This is a genomic window from Hamadaea tsunoensis DSM 44101 (assembly GCF_000428945.1).
GTDB lineage: Bacteria > Actinomycetota > Actinomycetes > Mycobacteriales > Micromonosporaceae > Hamadaea > Hamadaea tsunoensis.
Genome location: NZ_AUAX01000002.1, coordinates 500,239 through 514,581, shown reverse-complemented (window position 1 = coordinate 514,581; position 14,343 = coordinate 500,239). Strand labels below are relative to the sequence as shown.

At 69.8% G+C, this 14,343-nt stretch carries 16 protein-coding genes and 1 pseudogene; 13 read left to right on the top strand and 4 right to left on the bottom strand.

Translation table 11 applies throughout. The features are described 5' to 3' along the window. Positions 1-33 precede the first annotated feature (33 nt). The 7 genes from G401_RS43505 to G401_RS0104775 all read left to right on the top strand — a co-directional run bounded on the left by G401_RS43505 (position 34) and on the right by G401_RS0104775 (position 6,289). Entirely contained in the window at positions 34-897 is an 864-nt protein-coding gene (locus tag G401_RS43505; protein ID WP_034590683.1) for an amino acid ABC transporter permease, read from the top strand. Further along, the gene (locus G401_RS0104800; RefSeq protein WP_027341608.1) at positions 894-1,655 is read left to right on the top strand and encodes an amino acid ABC transporter ATP-binding protein; all 762 of its coding nucleotides are present in this window, start codon (positions 894-896) and stop codon (positions 1,653-1,655) included. The genes G401_RS43505 and G401_RS0104800 overlap by 4 nt, the downstream gene beginning before the upstream one ends. Further along, positions 1,652-2,830 carry a M20/M25/M40 family metallo-hydrolase gene (locus G401_RS43500; protein ID WP_051366137.1) on the top strand — a complete coding sequence of 393 codons (1,179 nt, stop codon included), beginning with the start codon at positions 1,652-1,654 and terminating at the stop codon, positions 2,828-2,830. Before G401_RS0104800 ends, G401_RS43500 begins: the two co-directional genes overlap by 4 nt. 996 nt (positions 2,831-3,826) lie before the next feature. Continuing rightward, entirely contained in the window at positions 3,827-4,186 is a 360-nt protein-coding gene (locus tag G401_RS55610; RefSeq protein ID WP_157545330.1) for a hypothetical protein, read from the top strand. Positions 4,187-4,474: 288 nt separating this feature from the next. Continuing rightward, positions 4,475-5,140 (top strand): hypothetical protein, encoded by a 666-nt coding sequence (locus tag G401_RS0104785; protein ID WP_157545328.1) that lies wholly within the window; start codon positions 4,475-4,477, stop codon positions 5,138-5,140. A gap of 109 nt (positions 5,141-5,249) precedes the next feature. Continuing rightward, on the top strand, positions 5,250-5,819 hold the full coding sequence (locus tag G401_RS0104780) for a cadmium resistance transporter (RefSeq protein WP_245601606.1): 570 nt from the start codon (positions 5,250-5,252) through the stop codon (positions 5,817-5,819). A 38-nt stretch (positions 5,820-5,857) separates the two neighbouring features. Next, the gene (locus G401_RS0104775; protein ID WP_027341605.1) at positions 5,858-6,289 is read left to right on the top strand and encodes a GNAT family N-acetyltransferase; all 432 of its coding nucleotides are present in this window, start codon (positions 5,858-5,860) and stop codon (positions 6,287-6,289) included. A 7-nt stretch (positions 6,290-6,296) separates the two neighbouring features. Here G401_RS0104775 and G401_RS0104770 read toward each other — a convergent pair whose 3' ends face one another. Then, positions 6,297-6,830, bottom strand: coding sequence for an NADPH-dependent FMN reductase (locus G401_RS0104770; RefSeq protein WP_027341604.1), 534 nt, complete (start codon positions 6,828-6,830; stop codon positions 6,297-6,299). Between the two features lie 97 nt (positions 6,831-6,927). On the opposite strand from G401_RS0104770, the gene G401_RS0104765 reads away from it, so the two are divergent. Beyond that, a complete protein-coding gene (locus G401_RS0104765; protein ID WP_245601605.1) occupies positions 6,928-7,395 on the top strand; it encodes a MarR family winged helix-turn-helix transcriptional regulator in 468 nt (155 codons plus the stop codon). A gap of 61 nt (positions 7,396-7,456) precedes the next feature. Here the strand turns inward: G401_RS0104765 and G401_RS0104760 are convergent, their stop codons facing one another. Continuing rightward, entirely contained in the window at positions 7,457-8,065 is a 609-nt protein-coding gene (locus G401_RS0104760) for a helix-turn-helix domain-containing protein (protein WP_027341602.1), read from the bottom strand. A gap of 110 nt (positions 8,066-8,175) precedes the next feature. Between G401_RS0104760 and G401_RS0104755 the strand changes: the two genes are divergently transcribed. From G401_RS0104755 to G401_RS0104745, 4 genes and pseudogenes are all read left to right on the top strand, one after another. Continuing rightward, entirely contained in the window at positions 8,176-8,994 is an 819-nt protein-coding gene (locus G401_RS0104755; protein WP_027341601.1) for an MBL fold metallo-hydrolase, read from the top strand. A gap of 193 nt (positions 8,995-9,187) precedes the next feature. After that, positions 9,188-9,634 (top strand): annotated as a pseudogene (locus G401_RS57525) (RNA polymerase sigma factor); the annotation flags it as partial. A gap of 15 nt (positions 9,635-9,649) precedes the next feature. Further along, on the top strand, positions 9,650-11,071 hold the full coding sequence (locus G401_RS57520; RefSeq protein ID WP_322787711.1) for an outer membrane protein assembly factor BamB family protein: 1,422 nt from the start codon (positions 9,650-9,652) through the stop codon (positions 11,069-11,071). Between the two features lie 99 nt (positions 11,072-11,170). Continuing rightward, positions 11,171-11,566, top strand: a complete 396-nt coding sequence (locus G401_RS0104745) for a PPOX class F420-dependent oxidoreductase (RefSeq protein ID WP_245601604.1) — start codon at positions 11,171-11,173, stop codon at positions 11,564-11,566. Positions 11,567-11,574: 8 nt separating this feature from the next. Here G401_RS0104745 and G401_RS0104740 read toward each other — a convergent pair whose 3' ends face one another. Both G401_RS0104740 and G401_RS0104735 read right to left on the bottom strand, forming a co-directional pair. Continuing rightward, entirely contained in the window at positions 11,575-12,597 is a 1,023-nt protein-coding gene (locus tag G401_RS0104740; RefSeq protein ID WP_027341599.1) for a 3-dehydroquinate synthase family protein, read from the bottom strand. 273 nt (positions 12,598-12,870) lie between these two features. Next, positions 12,871-13,458: a dihydrofolate reductase family protein gene (locus G401_RS0104735; protein ID WP_027341598.1), complete on the bottom strand. Its 588-nt coding sequence runs from the start codon at positions 13,456-13,458 to the stop codon at positions 12,871-12,873. A gap of 48 nt (positions 13,459-13,506) precedes the next feature. On the opposite strand from G401_RS0104735, the gene G401_RS0104730 reads away from it, so the two are divergent. Beyond that, a complete protein-coding gene (locus G401_RS0104730; RefSeq protein ID WP_034590681.1) occupies positions 13,507-14,274 on the top strand; it encodes a helical backbone metal receptor in 768 nt (255 codons plus the stop codon). The last annotated feature ends 69 nt before the right edge of the window (positions 14,275-14,343 follow it).

Sequence of the window (14,343 nt, the reverse complement as noted above, 5' to 3'; positions counted from 1 at the left end):
CCCCTCCGCCGCGCCCCTGCGTGAAGGAACAGCATGACCCAGCCACCCGCCTCCCTCACCGCGGTCCCGGTGCGCCACTACGGACGGTGGATCACCGCCGCCCTCGCCGTGGCCGCGACCGTCTGGCTCGTCGTCACCCTCGCCGCCAGCCCCGCCCTCGAACCGGCGACCGTCGGCCACTACCTCACCCAGGACTTCATCCTGGCCGGCGTGCGTACCACCCTGATCCTCACCGCGGTCGCGATGGTCCTCGGCGCCACCGGCGGGATCGTGCTCGCGGTCATGCGGCTGTCGGACAACCCCGTCCTCAAGGCCCTGGCCGCCGCGTTCGTCTGGCTGTTCCGCGGCACCCCGCTGCTGGTGCAGATCGTCTTCTTCGGCTTCCTCGGCGCTCTGCTGCCCCGCATCACCGTGCGGGTGCCACTGACCGGCACGATCCTGTTCGACAAGCCCACCAGCCTCGTCATCACCGGCACCGTCGCGGCCGTCCTGGCCCTGTCGCTCAACGAGATGGCGTACGCGGCGGAGATCGTGCGCGGCGGCATCCTGGCCGTCGACAAGGGGCAGACCGAGGCGGCGCACGCGCTCGGCATGACCTCCGCCCAGACCCTGCGGCGGATCGTGCTGCCGCAGGCGATGCGCGTGATCGTGCCGCCGATGGGCAACGAGGTCATCACCATGCTCAAGTCGACGGCCCTCGTGTCCGTCATCGCCGGACGAGACCTGATGACCGCCGTGCAGGGGGTCTACGCCCAGAACTACAAGGTGATCCCGCTGCTGGCCGTTGCCGCGATCTGGTACCTGGCCTTGGTCAGCGTGCTGTCGATCGTGCAGATCCTGCTCGAACGCCGCTTCGGGCGCGGCCACCACGTCCACACAGGAGGAGCGCCGCGATGACCGCGATGATCCACGCCGAACAGGTCACCAAGTCGTTCGGCCACCACGAGGTGCTGCGCGGCATCGACCTGACGGTCGAGGCGGGCGAGGTCTGCTGCCTGCTCGGCCCGTCGGGGTCGGGCAAGTCCACGTTCCTGCGCTGCGTCAACCACCTGGAGACGGTGAGCTCCGGCCGGCTGCGGGTCGACGGGCAGCTGGTCGGCTACCGCGAGAGCCACGGCCGGCTGCACGAGCTGCGGCCCCGCGAGATCGCCGCCCGCCGCCGCGACATCGGCATGGTCTTCCAGCGCTTCAACCTCTTCCCCCACCTCAGTGCGGCGGCCAACATCATGGAAGCCCCGATGCGCGTACGCGGAGTCAGCAAGACCGACGCCCGGCAGCAGGCCCTGGCGCTCCTCGACCGCGTGGGGCTGGCCGACCGGGCGGAGGCGTACCCGGCGACCCTCTCCGGCGGCCAGCAGCAGCGGGTGGCGATCGCCCGGGCCCTGGCGATGCGCCCGAAGCTGATGCTGTTCGACGAGCCGACCTCGGCCCTGGACCCCGAACTCGTCGGCGACGTGCTCGACGTCATGCGGTCGCTCGCCGCGGAAGGCATGACGATGGTCGTCGTCACGCACGAGATGGGCTTCGCCCGCGAGGTCGCCGACACCGTCGTCTTCATGGACGGCGGGGTCGTCGTGGAGGCCGGGCAGCCCGGTCAGGTGCTCGTCGCCCCGCGCGAGGAGCGTACCCGCGGATTCCTGGCCAAGGTCCTGTGAACGGCACCGAACTGGTCGCGTACGCGGCCCGGCGCTATCCGGCCTTCCTGGAGCGGCTGGCCGCACTGGTGGCCCTCGACCGGGGCTCCGGCGACCTGCCCGGACTCGACGAGGCCGCCCGGCTGGTGCGGGCGTACGCCGCCGCCGACGGGTTCACCACGGCACTCGTGCCAGTGGAGGATGCCGGCCGGCCGCTCGCATCGGCTGTCGTCGCCCGCAGGGCGGGCCGGGGTACGCGTACCGTCCTGCTGGCCGGTCACCTGGACACCGTCTTCCCGGCCGGAACGGCGGCCCGCCGACCACTGTGGATCGACGAGGGGGCGGGGCGCGCGTACGGGCCGGGGGTCTGCGACGACGCCGGCGGACTGCTCGCTGGGCTGGCCGCCGCGGAGACTCTGCGGCTCGGCGGCGACGAGCCCTACGGTGAGCTCGTCGTCGTGGCCACCCCGGACGAGGAGATCGGTTCACCGGGCAGCCGGCCGCTGCTGGCCGAACTCGCGGCGCAGGCCGACGTCATCCTGTGCCTGGAGTGCGCCCGCGACAACGGAGACCTGGTACGCGCCCGCGCGGGCGTCGCCGACGTGGAGATCAACCTCTACGGCAAGGCGGCCCACGCCGGCATCGAGCCGGAGCGGGGAGCCAACGCCGCGCTGGCGCTTGCCCGGCTGACCGTGGCCCTGCAACGCCTGCCGGGGGTCAACGTCGGCCTCCTGCAGGCCGGTACGCGCCCGAACGTGGTCGCCGAGCGGGGCCGGATCGTGGCGGACGTGCGGGCCTGCGATCCCGGCGAGTACCGTCGCGTACTCGAAGCGATCGAGGCTCTGGCAGCGACCGAGTTCGTGCCGGAGGTGACCGCGGACCTGCGGCTCATCGCACCCACTCCGCCGTGGAGCGGCGGCGCCGGAACAGCATGGCTGCTGGAGCTGGCCGGTGCCGTGGGAGACGGGCTCGGCCTGGCGGTGACCGCGGCGGCGACCGGCGGGTGTGCCGACGCGAACCTGCTCGCCGAGAGCGGCCGGCCCGTCCTCGACGGGCTGGGCCCGGTCGGTGGCGGCGACCACGGCCCGGACGAGTGGCTGGACCTGGACTCCGTGGTGCCGCGGGTCGCCCTGCTGGCCGGCCTGATCGGTGCGGCCTGTGCGAGCGACCTGCCGACGACCGGGCCCGGCATGTGATCATCCAGCCGGCCGGAGGGCCGCACAGGGCGCCGCTGTTCCAAGGATCGCGCCAGTCACGCGGCAGCTCATGGCGCCGTCGAGGCCGTCCTCGGGGGTTCTTCAACTCGGCCGCTTTGGGGGCCAAGGTCGACGCCGCCGACGTCTCATCGGGGGCGTGTCCTCCTCAGGAAGAACCCGCACCGCCGCATGCTGCAGCCCTTCTGATCTCGCACTGCCGAAGGTCGGACCGGCCGGTGGGCGGCTGTCGCTTCTTCGGATGTTGTCCCCCTGGGGCTCCTTGGAGAGGAAGCAGGGCTGGTCGGTGACTGGTGGCATGGGCGGTCTGAGCTGCTGAAACAGGGTCACAGGGGTGGCCGTGGCGCTTGCGGACGGCCGCTCATACTCCGGACGGCACGGCGTCGGCCGGCTGATCGTCACGGCGGCGGGGGTCCTGAAGATCCGGGGCCGGACCGTCTGTGTCTGGTGTGGACCCGGGCGTGGCGGGGCGAGGCGTCGGTTGCGGTCGGGATGCTCTCTTGTGAAAGGGGTCTAGGTGAGTGCGAGCACCTGTCGACAATATCGACAACGCCATGATCGTGGGCGTGGACGATATCTGCAGCAAACGACCTGACCTTCGTTCCACGGATCGGTTCGTCCTGCCTGCCGATCGCGCTGGGAAACTCGCGCAGCCTGGCGTTACGCCCAGGGGATTCGGCATTCAGCCGCGTCGGGGGCATGGGCCTCGTCGGAGGAGCGTGGGGCGTCGGAGTCACCAGTGCCACACCCGCCGAGCAGACCAACGGAAGCTATGGTGGTTGTGTCGTCCCGTTCGCCGGACTGTGTTACTGGGGTGAGCACCGACAAGACGGCAGTTCCTGGCATGGCGGCGAGGTGCAGATCGGCGTCGGCGTCTTCCTCGGCGCCCAGGGCTCACTCTTCCACACAGACAAGACGCTCTGGTCGTTGTTCAAATAGGCCGCATACATCCGGTCGTCTTGAGATTCGAGGAGAGAAATGCAAGCCGTTCTGACCACGGGCAACGATGCCGTGATTCATGGAATGGCTGGAGGAATCATCGTTTCAGTTCTGGTCGGCGGTTTCGTCACAGCTGGCGGTGTGTGGCTTCTTCGGCTTGGTCGGAAGCTACGCAAAATGACTCCACAGCAGCGCGCAGAGCATCCATACGGTCGCGGCATAATGGGCCATTCCCCAGTGGGCGTTAGCGTTCGTCGCCCATGGTTCGCCACCGTCCAAGGCGTCGCAGCGGTCTTCTTCGGCTTGGTGATACTTGTCGGCGGAGTTGTCGCCAGCATCATCGACAATCATTCAGGCCGCGTCTCGGTTGGCTTCGTAGTGGCGGTGGCAGATGAGTAGGCATGCGATCGTGCGGCGTCGGCGATCCTTCGAGCAATTGCTACATCCACACCGGACGCAACGACGCCGCCGACCCCACCAGGACCCCTCCTTGACGCCGGTGAGTTTTCGTCTGTCGATGTGAAGGCTCATAACCTCCTGGGTCGAGAGTCCTCACCTGGTCGCTGAACTGGGCGTCGTGATCGCAACCGCTCGCCTGCCGTGGCGCGTGTGGCTGAGTCATCTACGCCGCTCGGCTGAGTACAAACGACGATGTCCGGCCGCGAAGGCGGTGCCAGCATCGGTGGCATGCTCAGAAAACTGGCGGCGGCCGCCGCCGTCCTCGTCGCTACGGCCGGCTGCGGGCTGTGGGAGACACAGCATACTCAGGAGAACGTCGATAAGTGGACAAAGGCCGCGGTGGCCGAGAACGTCGAAGCGGCGCGAGAACAAGCCGCCCGAGACGCGCGGGCCTTCGAAGCGAGGTTGCCCGCTCCGTCGGCTGCGACAACCTGGTACGACAGTTGCTTCGCCGGTGAGGAAGACCAGTGGAATCAGGACAAGTATCAGTTCCAATGCAACCGCAGTCAGATCTGGTACGTACCGGTCGACGGCGATCTTCTGGCCCTACTGGAGAAGGTGGACCTGACGTTCCGGCCCGACAGAGGCGAGCCCACGAGCGAGCTCCAGAACACACGGTTCTACTTCGCCCATCACGGCAAGAATGCCGACGGCCTGCAACTGCCCAAGCCCTACCTGGTGTACTACGCCGCAGGCTCCGGGCACGTCTTCGTGGACTGGAACGACCCGGCCTTCCCTCCGCCCACCGAGCTGCCGACGGGAACCGCGATGACGTGGCCCCAGGTGTATCGGCAGACCGGGCCGGCGGTCACCGAACCGAAGGGCCACGCCAACGTGCTCAAGATCTCCGTCTCGACCACGTACTACACGGTCGCCTGGCCCAAGGAGAGCTGACCGGCGCGATCGCTGACCGCCGCCTGTACCGGGTACCGACGTTCGCCCTGATGGCATAGGCTGCCGCGCCGTGGGAGATCTTCTCGGGCGGCTGGCAACGGCGCTCGGAGTGTTCGCGGGCACCAACGTCGACGACATCCTCGTGCTGACCGTGCTGTTCCTGTCCGCCCGAGCTGTGGGCAGGCCGAAGCTGTGGCAGATCTGGGCCGGGCAGTACGCGGGCATCGCCCTCCTGGTGGCGATCTCCGCCGTAGCCGCTCTCGGACTCACGATCGTGCCCGATCAGTGGGTCGGCCTGCTCGGACTGGTGCCGTTTGCGCTCGGGGCGCGCGGCTTGGTGGCGGCTATCCGTGCACAGGGCCAGGAGACGCCGCCTCCGGCCAGTGTGGCAACCGGACTGGTATCCGTGATGGGCATCACCGTGGCCAACGGCGCTGACAACATCTCGGTCTACACGCCGTTCTTCCGCACCATCGGTCCGTCCGGCAGCGTGATCGCGGTCGCGGTGTTCGCCATCGGAGTCGCGGTGTGGTGTTTGGCCGCTTCCTGGCTCGGCTCGCACAAGAAGGTCATCGCGGCGGTGCAGCGGTTCGGGCACTGGATCGTGCCCGGCGTGTTCATGCTCATCGGCGCGGTCATCGTGGTCGAGTCCGGCGTGATCAACCGCATCCTGACCTGAATCTCGGCGTGTGTCTCGCGCGTTCGTAGACTGGCGCGGTGAGTGATCTTCGTATCCTGACCGTCACGCCGGACACCGCCGAGGACTGGCGGTTCGTACACAACCAGATCATCCCCGCCGACGCACTCTCCGCCGACGAGGTCGCCGAGCGGCTCACGCGCTATCACCTCGAAGTCGCGTACGCGGGGGAGGCGCTCGTCGGCTGCACGACGGTCCGGCCGCCGGCGGACGGTGGCCCGGCGACCGTGATCGTGCGGGTGCTCGCCGAGTACCGGCATCGCGGCTACGGCCGGGCCCTGTACGCGCATGCGTTGCTGAGCGTGGCGCCGGGGGAGGAGATCGAGACGGTCGTGTGGGAGCCGAGCACGGAGGGGTTGGAATTCGCGTACGCCAACGGTTTCGTGGTCGAGATCGACCGGTACGTGCCGGAGGGCGAGGAGACCGCCTACCTGACGTTGCGCCGGGGCTGAATCCGCGTCAGGCCGGCAACGCCTGAGCGGTGACGCGGCGCAATGTGGCGAGCAGGTCGTCGGCGTCGGCGTCGAGGGCGTCGTTGGGGACGAACCGGCCGTCGGCGAGGTGGTTGCGGAAGCGGACCAGCAGGGTGCCGACCGGCATCATCCCGAGGTGTACCAGGACGGGCAGCAGTGACTGCGCGGCCCGCCCGCCGGAGGAGATCCCGCCGTAGGCGACGACGGCGACCGGCTTGCCGCGCCATTCCTGGTACAGGTAGTCGAGCGCGTTCTTGAGCGACGCCGGGAACGAGCTGTTGTACTCCGGGGTCACGAACACCAGCGCGGCGCAGCCGGCTATCCGCTCGCTCCACCGGCGGGTGTGCGCTCGGGCGTAGTTGCCGGTGGAGGCGTGTTCGGGCTCGTCGAGCAACGGCAGGCCCTGCTCGGCGAGGTCGATGAGGTCGCCGCCGGCACCGGCCCGGCCCGCCATCCAGGCTCCGATCTGGCCGCCCACCCGGCCTGGTCGGGTACTGCCGATCACTATCCCCACCGTCATGCCGGTTCCTTTGTTTGACGTGTCATGCAAACTGTTTGACACATCATGCAACCGAAGTGTGTGACGTGTCAATCTGTTCTCGGGTACGGTGGTGCCCATGGTGGAGCAGGTGCGTTGGCTCGACGACGCCGAGCAGGCGGCATGGACCGGGTACCGGCAGATGAAGCGGCTGCTGGACGCCCGGCTGGCCGCCGAGCTGACGGCCGGCTTCGGCCTGTCCGAGCCGGACTACGACGTGCTGAGCCTCCTCAACGACACGGACGCGACGCGCTGGTGCCTGAAGGACATGGCCGTCCGGCTCCACTGGTCGCCCAGCCGGCTGTCGCACCACATTGCCCGCATGGCGACGCGCGGCCTCCTCGACCGGCTGCCCTGCGAGACCGACGCGCGCGGCACCGACGTCGCGATCTCCGCCGCCGGCCGCCGGGCCATCGAGCTCGCCGCGCCCGGGCACGTCGACTCAGTACGCCGCCATGTCATCGACCAGCTCACCGCCACCGACCTCGCCGATCTGGCCAGGATCACCCGCAAGATCACCGCCCACCTCCGCTCGCTGGACACCTGACGGTACGCGCCGGAGGGAGAGGAGAGACCGCTCACCTGACACTGCGACGGGGCTGATGCGATCAGGTTCTGCGCAGGATGACCATGAGGTATTCGCAGGGCGTGTTCGTTCGGTTGGCGAAGCCGTGGTCCGCGTCGGCCTGGAAGAACATGGAGTCGCCGGCGTCCAGGGTCTCGCTGATCCCGCCGATGGCGACGGTGAGGGTGCCTTCGAGGACGACGAGTTGCTTCTCCGTTCCCGGCGGATATGCCGGCAGCAAACCGGTCGACACCTGCGCGGGAAGATGATGGAAGATCATCTCCGCTCCGCCGGCCCCGGGCGCCGCCGAGACGATGTGCCGTTCGAAGGCGGTTTCCGGGTCCCGGAAGACGGGGCGGTCCTTCTTGCGCAGGACCATGGCCACGCCGGACGCGGCCGCGCCGGGCGCACCGATCAGGTCCGACAGTGAGGCGTCGAGCGCGTGGGCGATCCTGGACGCGATGCCGATCGTGGGGCTTTTCTCGCCGCGCTCGACCTTGGACAGCATCGCCCGGCTGACCGACGACTGTGCGGACAGCTGCTCCAGCGTCAGACCCGCTTCCTCGCGGCGTCGCCGCACGTTACCGCCGAACGCGCCGGCCAGGTCGTCACCGTGCTGCGGTCCGACCCCGTTCTCGTCCTGCTCGACCACCGTGCTCCTCGAACGTCGGGTACATCGCTGCCTAGTGTAGGGTGTCTTCTAAAGAAGATTTCGTCTTCTATCGGAGACGCGCGACGCGCGTCCGACACGATGGAGGTTCCATGCGCTTGATCTCGAGTGGCCGGCACCATGCCACGTTCGAACTCGGCGATCTGCAGGTGATCTCGCTGCGAGACGGATACATCGACATGCCGCCGACGCGGCTGCGCGACGAGGAAGGGCGCCCGCTCGGCGAGCTGCCTGCCGCGGTCCCGATAGTCGGGGGCAACCTGCGGCTGTCGGTCAACGCCTTCTTCGTCACCGACGGAACGCGGTCGGTCCTCGTCGATACCGGCGCGTCCGACAACTGGCACGACCCCACCATGGGATTGATCTACGACGCGCTCGACGAAGCGGGGATCGACCGGACGCACATCACCGATGTGGCCGTCACCCACAACCACGAAGACCACGTGAGCGGCCTGATCGCGCCGGACGGTTCGCAGGCGTTCCCCCAACTCGAGCGCGTGTGGATCGGCGCGGGCGACACCTCGGTGTTCACGGGACGGCTCGAGCCCGTCCGCGACCGGGTCGTTCCCGTGTCGGAGCGGGTCGCGATCAACAACTGGATCACCGCGGTACCGACCCCGGGCCACACCCCCGGCCACACCGTCTACGACGTCCACGGCGCCGCCGGCCACCTTCTCATCTGGGGCGACACCGTGCACGTGCCTACACTTCAGTTCGATCGGCCGAACGTGACCTGGGAGTTCGACGGCGACCAGCCCCAGGCTCGCGCTGCGCGAGCGGACCTGCTCCGGCAACTGGCCCAACCGGACCACTTCGTGGCCGGCGCCCACCTCGACTCACCCGGCATCGCCCGCGTCACCCCCGCCGGGGACGGCTACACGCTGGAATACCTCGCCCCACCGATCGGCTGATCGAGCTCGCCCTCCCGAGCCACGCTCGCGATCACCGCCCACCTCCGCTCGCCGGACACCCGGCCTCGCCCCGGCTCCACGGACCTCCTACCCACGCGGCGGTGATCGCGCCCGCCGCGAAATAGGGTGCGGCAGTTTCGCCCGCCGAACCGTGTCGTGAGGATGGGAAACGACTACGGGCGGGAACGGACACATGGATTTCGCGGATTTCTACCAGGCGACCTCGCATCGCACGCTCCGGTACGCGTACGGGCTCACCGGCGACCTGCAACAGGCGCAGGACGTGACGCAGGAGGCGTACACGCGGGCGTGGCAGCGATGGCGGCAGGTGAGCGGCTACGACAACGTCGAGGCGTGGCTGCGCCTGGTCGTCAACCGGCTCGTGCAGGACTGGTGGCGGCACCTGCGGGTCCGGTCCCGCGCCCGGCTGGAGGCCCCGGCGCCGCTGCCCGGGCCGACCGAGGACGCCGTACTGCTGGCTGCCGCGCTCAAGCAGCTGCCGAAGACGCAGGCCCGCGCGCTCGCCCTGTTCTATCTGCTGGACCTGCCGGTCGGGGAGATCGCCGCCGAGACCGGGGCGGCCGAGAGCACGGTGCGGTCGTGGCTCTCCCGGGGCCGGGCCGGGCTGGCCGACCGTCTGCGCAGCGAGGCCGACATGTCGAGGGTCCCGGACGTGTCGGACGTGGCCGCGGCGGGGGAGCGCCGCCGGCGTACGCGTGTGGTGACGGCGGTGACCGCCGCGAGTCTGGCGGTGCTGCTCCTTCTGGGGATGGCGGTGGCCGTGCTGCGGGCGCGGCATCCGGATCATCCGGTGACGCCCGCGCCGAGCGGGACGGCGCTGCGCCGCATCGGCGAGCCTCTCCCGACGGCGCGCGAGGCGTACACGCGGATCGTCGACGACCGCGCGTTCGTCGCCGGCTACCAGGACGGCGCGCTGCGGGTCACCGCGCTGAACGCGACCGATGGCCACCTCATGTGGACGCAGACGGTGGCCGGCCCGCACTACGAGCTGAGCCTGATGAACGTCATCGGCGGCGAACTGGTCATCGTGGACCTGGCCGCCGACACGACGACGTCGGCGGCGATCCGCAATCAGATCACCGTCCTGGACCTGACGGACGGCCGTACGCTGTGGCAACGCGAACTGGCCGGCGGCACCAGTACGGAACCGGGGGAGCTGCCCACCCTCACCGAGAAGGTCGCCATCCTGACGGCCGGTGAGGCCGGCGCGATGCGGGCCTTCGACTGGCGTACCGGCCGGCAACGGTGGAGCCTGCCCGCGGGTGCCCGGACACTGATCGAGCCGGCTCTGCGCGCCGGCGGCAACGTGGACATCCCGCACGGCGGGATCGACCGGATCAGCACGGCGGACGTGTTCTACCGGGCCGACGGCACGACGCTGCGCGCGTACGACCTCGCTTCGGGGCGCCCGACCGGCCAGCAGTGGACCGGCCTGCCACCGGGTGTGGGCGACGCGCGCAACCTCCTGTGGCACGGCAAGCTCTACCTCGTCACCGACACCCGGCTGTCCACTGTCGACCTGGGCGGGGACGGCCCGACGGTCGGCTACACCGCCCACCCGACCGTGCCCGGGACGCGCGTCACCAGCCGCCTGAACGGCCTCGTCCCGTGTGCCGGCGACGCCATCTGCCTCACCGACGGCGGCAACCCGAACGACGAGGCCGGCCGCAACCCGTACCAGGTGGTCCTGTTGCGTACCGGTGCGGCGCCGGTCACCCGCGACCTCGGCACGGACGACTGGATCGTCCCCCGCGGCGCCCTGGTCTGCCTCGAACGCGGTGGCATCCTCGACGACCAGCTGCGCGTGGCCACACCCGCCGCCCTGGCCGGCTTCGGCACGGTCGGCGTCGACACCGGCGGAACGGCCCTGCTCGCCCGCGAGCCGGAGGTCAGCCTCGCGTACGAGACCCACGCCGTGCATCTGTTCGCACTGCAGGTCGCGACCCAGGCGACCACCGACCTCGGCGAGATCATGGCCGTACCCGGGTCGCTCGCCGCGGGCGACCACCGTCTCCTCGCCCTCACCGCCGAAGGTGCCGCGCTGTACGCGTACTGACCGCCGGATGCGGGCAGGCTCCGCCGGTCCGAGCCCGCCCGCATCCGGAACACCCAGCCATCGCTTGCGTACTGTCACCATGATCGGCAAGCTGATGCGGTGATCGAGCTTCCCGAGGAACTGCTGGCCCTCCTGTACGCGACCAGCACCTGCTACCTGGCCACGGTGATGCCGGACGGCTCCCCTCAGCTGACCCAGACCTGGGCGGACACCGACGGCAAGCACCTGCTGATCAATACCGTGCAGACCCACCAGAAGGTACGCAACATCCGGCGCGACCCGCGCGTCGCCGTCACCGTGTCCGACCCGTCCCAGCCGGCGCGGTACTTCCGGATCCGCGGCCGGGTCGTCGGCATGACGACCGACGGCGCGGCCGAACACATCGACCGGCTCTCCGAGCGCTATCTCGGCCGGCCGTACCCGTGGTTCGGCGGCCGCGACCAGGTACGCGTACTGCTTACGATCGAGGCGGACAGCGTCGGAACGCCGCACTGACCGATCGTCTACCGTCCCGAGCGGGGCATCGCGTCGAGCACTGTCGCGACGACGTCCTCGCGCACCCCGGTCACCAGCTCCGCTCCGGACGGGCCGTCGAGCACGAAGGTCAGACCGGACATCGCCTTCTTGTCCAAGCGCATCAAGGCGATCAGCCGCTCGGTGTCCACATCGGAGGGCAGTTCGAGCGGCAGCCCGTAGTGCGCGACCACTTCACGGTGCTCGTCGGCCCGCGCGTCGTCGATCCGGCCCAACGCCCGGGCCAGGCGACCCGCGAACACCGTGCCGATCGCGACCGCTTCGCCGTGGCGTACGCGGAAATCGGAGGCGTGCTCCAGCGCGTGGCCGAGGGTGTGCCCGTAGTTGAGCAGGTGGCGCAGGCCGTCGTCGCGCTCGTCGGCGGTGACGATCGACGCCTTGAGGCGGACGCTCGCCGCGATCTGCTCCTCCAGTGGCAGGCCGCGCAGGTCGCCGGCGCCGATGAAGTGGCAGCGCGCGATCTCGCCGTAGCCGTTGGTCCATTCGCGGTCCGGCAGCGTACGCAGATAGTCGGTGTCGCACAGCACCGATTGCGGCTGCCAGTAGACGCCGACGAGGTTCTTGCCGCAGCTGAGGTTGACGGCGGTCTTGCCGCCCACGGAGGCGTCGACCTGGGCGAGCAGAGTGGTCGGCAGGTGGACGACGGGCAGGCCGCGGTGGAACAGCGCGGCCGCGAGCCCGACCATGTCGGTGATCGTGCCGCCGCCGACCGACACCACGCCGTCGAGCCGAGTCAGGCCGAACTCGGCGAACGCGAGGCAGATCCGCTCGACGGTGGCGACCGTCTTGTGTTCCTCGCCGTCCGGGACCGTCACGACCGTGTACGGCACCCCCGGGTCGGGCACCTCCTCGACCGGTCGTGACGTCACGACGGCCACCTTGCGTACGCCGATCTCCGCGACGACCTCCGGCAGGCGCGCGCGTACGCCGGGGCCGATCTCGACGGCGTAGGAGCGGTCGCCGAGCGGGACCGGAACGACGGCGGTGTCCATGGGGGTGCCCCCTCTGCGATCATGCGAGCGGTCGTCTGTGAAGGTATGCGCCGGTGAGGGCCGCGCATACCCCGACAACCCCCTAAGTGCGGTGATCGCCACCGGGACAGGGCCGTCGATGCCGCGGGAGATACGTCCGATGCCGCGGGAGACAGAGGAGGAAGGCCGCTCGGCGAGTCCTCAAGGACATCTGGGTCACACGCGCAAGGCGTGGACAAACGAGGCGGCCTTCCCCACCGGTCATCCTCCAGCCTGGGGTCGAGTCAGGTCAAGTCAGGCCGTCGCGGTCCGGGGAAGGCGCGACGCGGGTGCGTAGCGCCAGTGGGTGACTCCGCTGCGGAAGGTCTTCGCCTCGAGCAGGCTCAGGGCCGGGAGCTCGAAGCCGTCCGGGAACAGACGCCGGCCGCGGCCCTGGACGATCGGGTAGACGAACAAGCGGTACTCGTCGACCAGGCCGGCCTCGATGAGGGTGTGGCACAGCGTGATGCTGCCGGTGACCACGATGTCCTTGCCCGGCTGCTCCTTGAGCGACCGCACCTGTTCGACGGCGTCGCCGGACAGGACGGTGGAGTTCTGCCATTCGGGCGCCGTCATCGTCGCGGAGACCACGTACTTGCGCACGCTGTTGAGATACGCGGCGATACCGGTCGCGTCGTCCGTCTGCAGGGGCCAGTAGCCGCGGAGGTCCTCGAACGTCTGCCGGCCCACCAGCAGGGCGTCGGCTTGACTGTCCTGGCGGTGCAGGTGCTCCATGAGGTCGGAGTTGTCCACGCCCGCCTGGCTCTGGGGTTCGAACCAGTCGCCCAGCATCTCGATCGAACCGTCGACGGTCATGTTCTGCGTGATGGCAAGTGTTCGCAACGCGAGCCTCCTCATGTCCGGCTCGGCCGGGCGCCTTAGGCTGGCCGTATGGATCCGACCGACGATCTCGGCCGTCCCGTCCCGGTCCCTCGGCCGCCCCGCCGGGTGGTGTCGCTCGTGCCCTCGCTCACCGAGGCGGTCGCCGTCAGCGCCCCCGGGATGCTGGCCGGTGCCACCGACTACTGCACGCATCCGGCCGGATTGGGCGTACGCCGGGTCGGCGGGACCAAGTATCCGTCGGTAGACCGGATCATAGCCCTCGACCCCGATCTGGTACTCGCCAACGTCGAGGAGAACCGGGAGGAGGACGTCGAGGCGCTGCGGGCTCTCGGCGTACCCGTGTGGGTCACCTATCCGCAGGACCTCGACCAGGCGCTGGCGTCGTTGCAGCGCCTGACCACGGCGCTGGGCCTGGGTACGCCCACCTGGCTGGCGGCGGCGCGCGACGCCTGGCGACCGCCCCACGTCGGCCCTCGGGTACGCGCGGCGATCCCGGTGTGGCGCAAGCCGTGGGTGGTGCTCGGCGGTGGTACGTTCGCCGGCGATCTGCTGCGGCGGCTGGGCGTGGACAACGTCTTCGACGGCACCGACCGATACCCGCGACCGTCCCTTGTGGACATCAACGCCGCTTCTCCGGAGCTGATGGTGCTGCCGGACGAGCCCTACGCGTTCACCGACGACGACGGACCGGAGGCCTTCCCCGGCGTTCCCTGCGCTCTCGTGTCCGGCCGTCACCTGACCTGGTACGGACCCAGTCTGGCGTCGGCTCGGGCGGTCCTGACCGCCGCGCTGGCGCCGTTCACCGGCCGACCCTGACTCCTGTACCGGGGCCGAATCGTCGCCCATGGGTTCGGCACATCGTTGTTCCCCGGCGATCCGACGGTT

What these genes read in the sequence shown, in the direction of transcription:
- G401_RS0104765 (WP_245601605.1), top strand. Translation starts at nt 6,928, where the DNA reads ATGGTGGAGCAGGTGCGTTGGCTCGACGACGCCGAGCAGGCGGCATGG.
- G401_RS0104740 (WP_027341599.1), bottom strand. Translation starts at nt 12,597, where the DNA reads ATGGACACCGCCGTCGTTCCGGTCCCGCTCGGCGACCGCTCCTACGCC.
- G401_RS0104755 (WP_027341601.1), top strand. Translation starts at nt 8,176, where the DNA reads ATGCGCTTGATCTCGAGTGGCCGGCACCATGCCACGTTCGAACTCGGC.
- G401_RS0104730 (WP_034590681.1), top strand. Translation starts at nt 13,507, where the DNA reads ATGGATCCGACCGACGATCTCGGCCGTCCCGTCCCGGTCCCTCGGCCG.
- G401_RS57520 (WP_322787711.1), top strand. Translation starts at nt 9,650, where the DNA reads ATGTCGAGGGTCCCGGACGTGTCGGACGTGGCCGCGGCGGGGGAGCGC.
- G401_RS55610 (WP_157545330.1), top strand. Translation starts at nt 3,827, where the DNA reads ATGCAAGCCGTTCTGACCACGGGCAACGATGCCGTGATTCATGGAATG.
- G401_RS0104770 (WP_027341604.1), bottom strand. Translation starts at nt 6,830, where the DNA reads ATGACGGTGGGGATAGTGATCGGCAGTACCCGACCAGGCCGGGTGGGC.
- G401_RS43505 (WP_034590683.1), top strand. Translation starts at nt 34, where the DNA reads ATGACCCAGCCACCCGCCTCCCTCACCGCGGTCCCGGTGCGCCACTAC.
- G401_RS0104800 (WP_027341608.1), top strand. Translation starts at nt 894, where the DNA reads ATGACCGCGATGATCCACGCCGAACAGGTCACCAAGTCGTTCGGCCAC.
- G401_RS0104785 (WP_157545328.1), top strand. Translation starts at nt 4,475, where the DNA reads ATGCTCAGAAAACTGGCGGCGGCCGCCGCCGTCCTCGTCGCTACGGCC.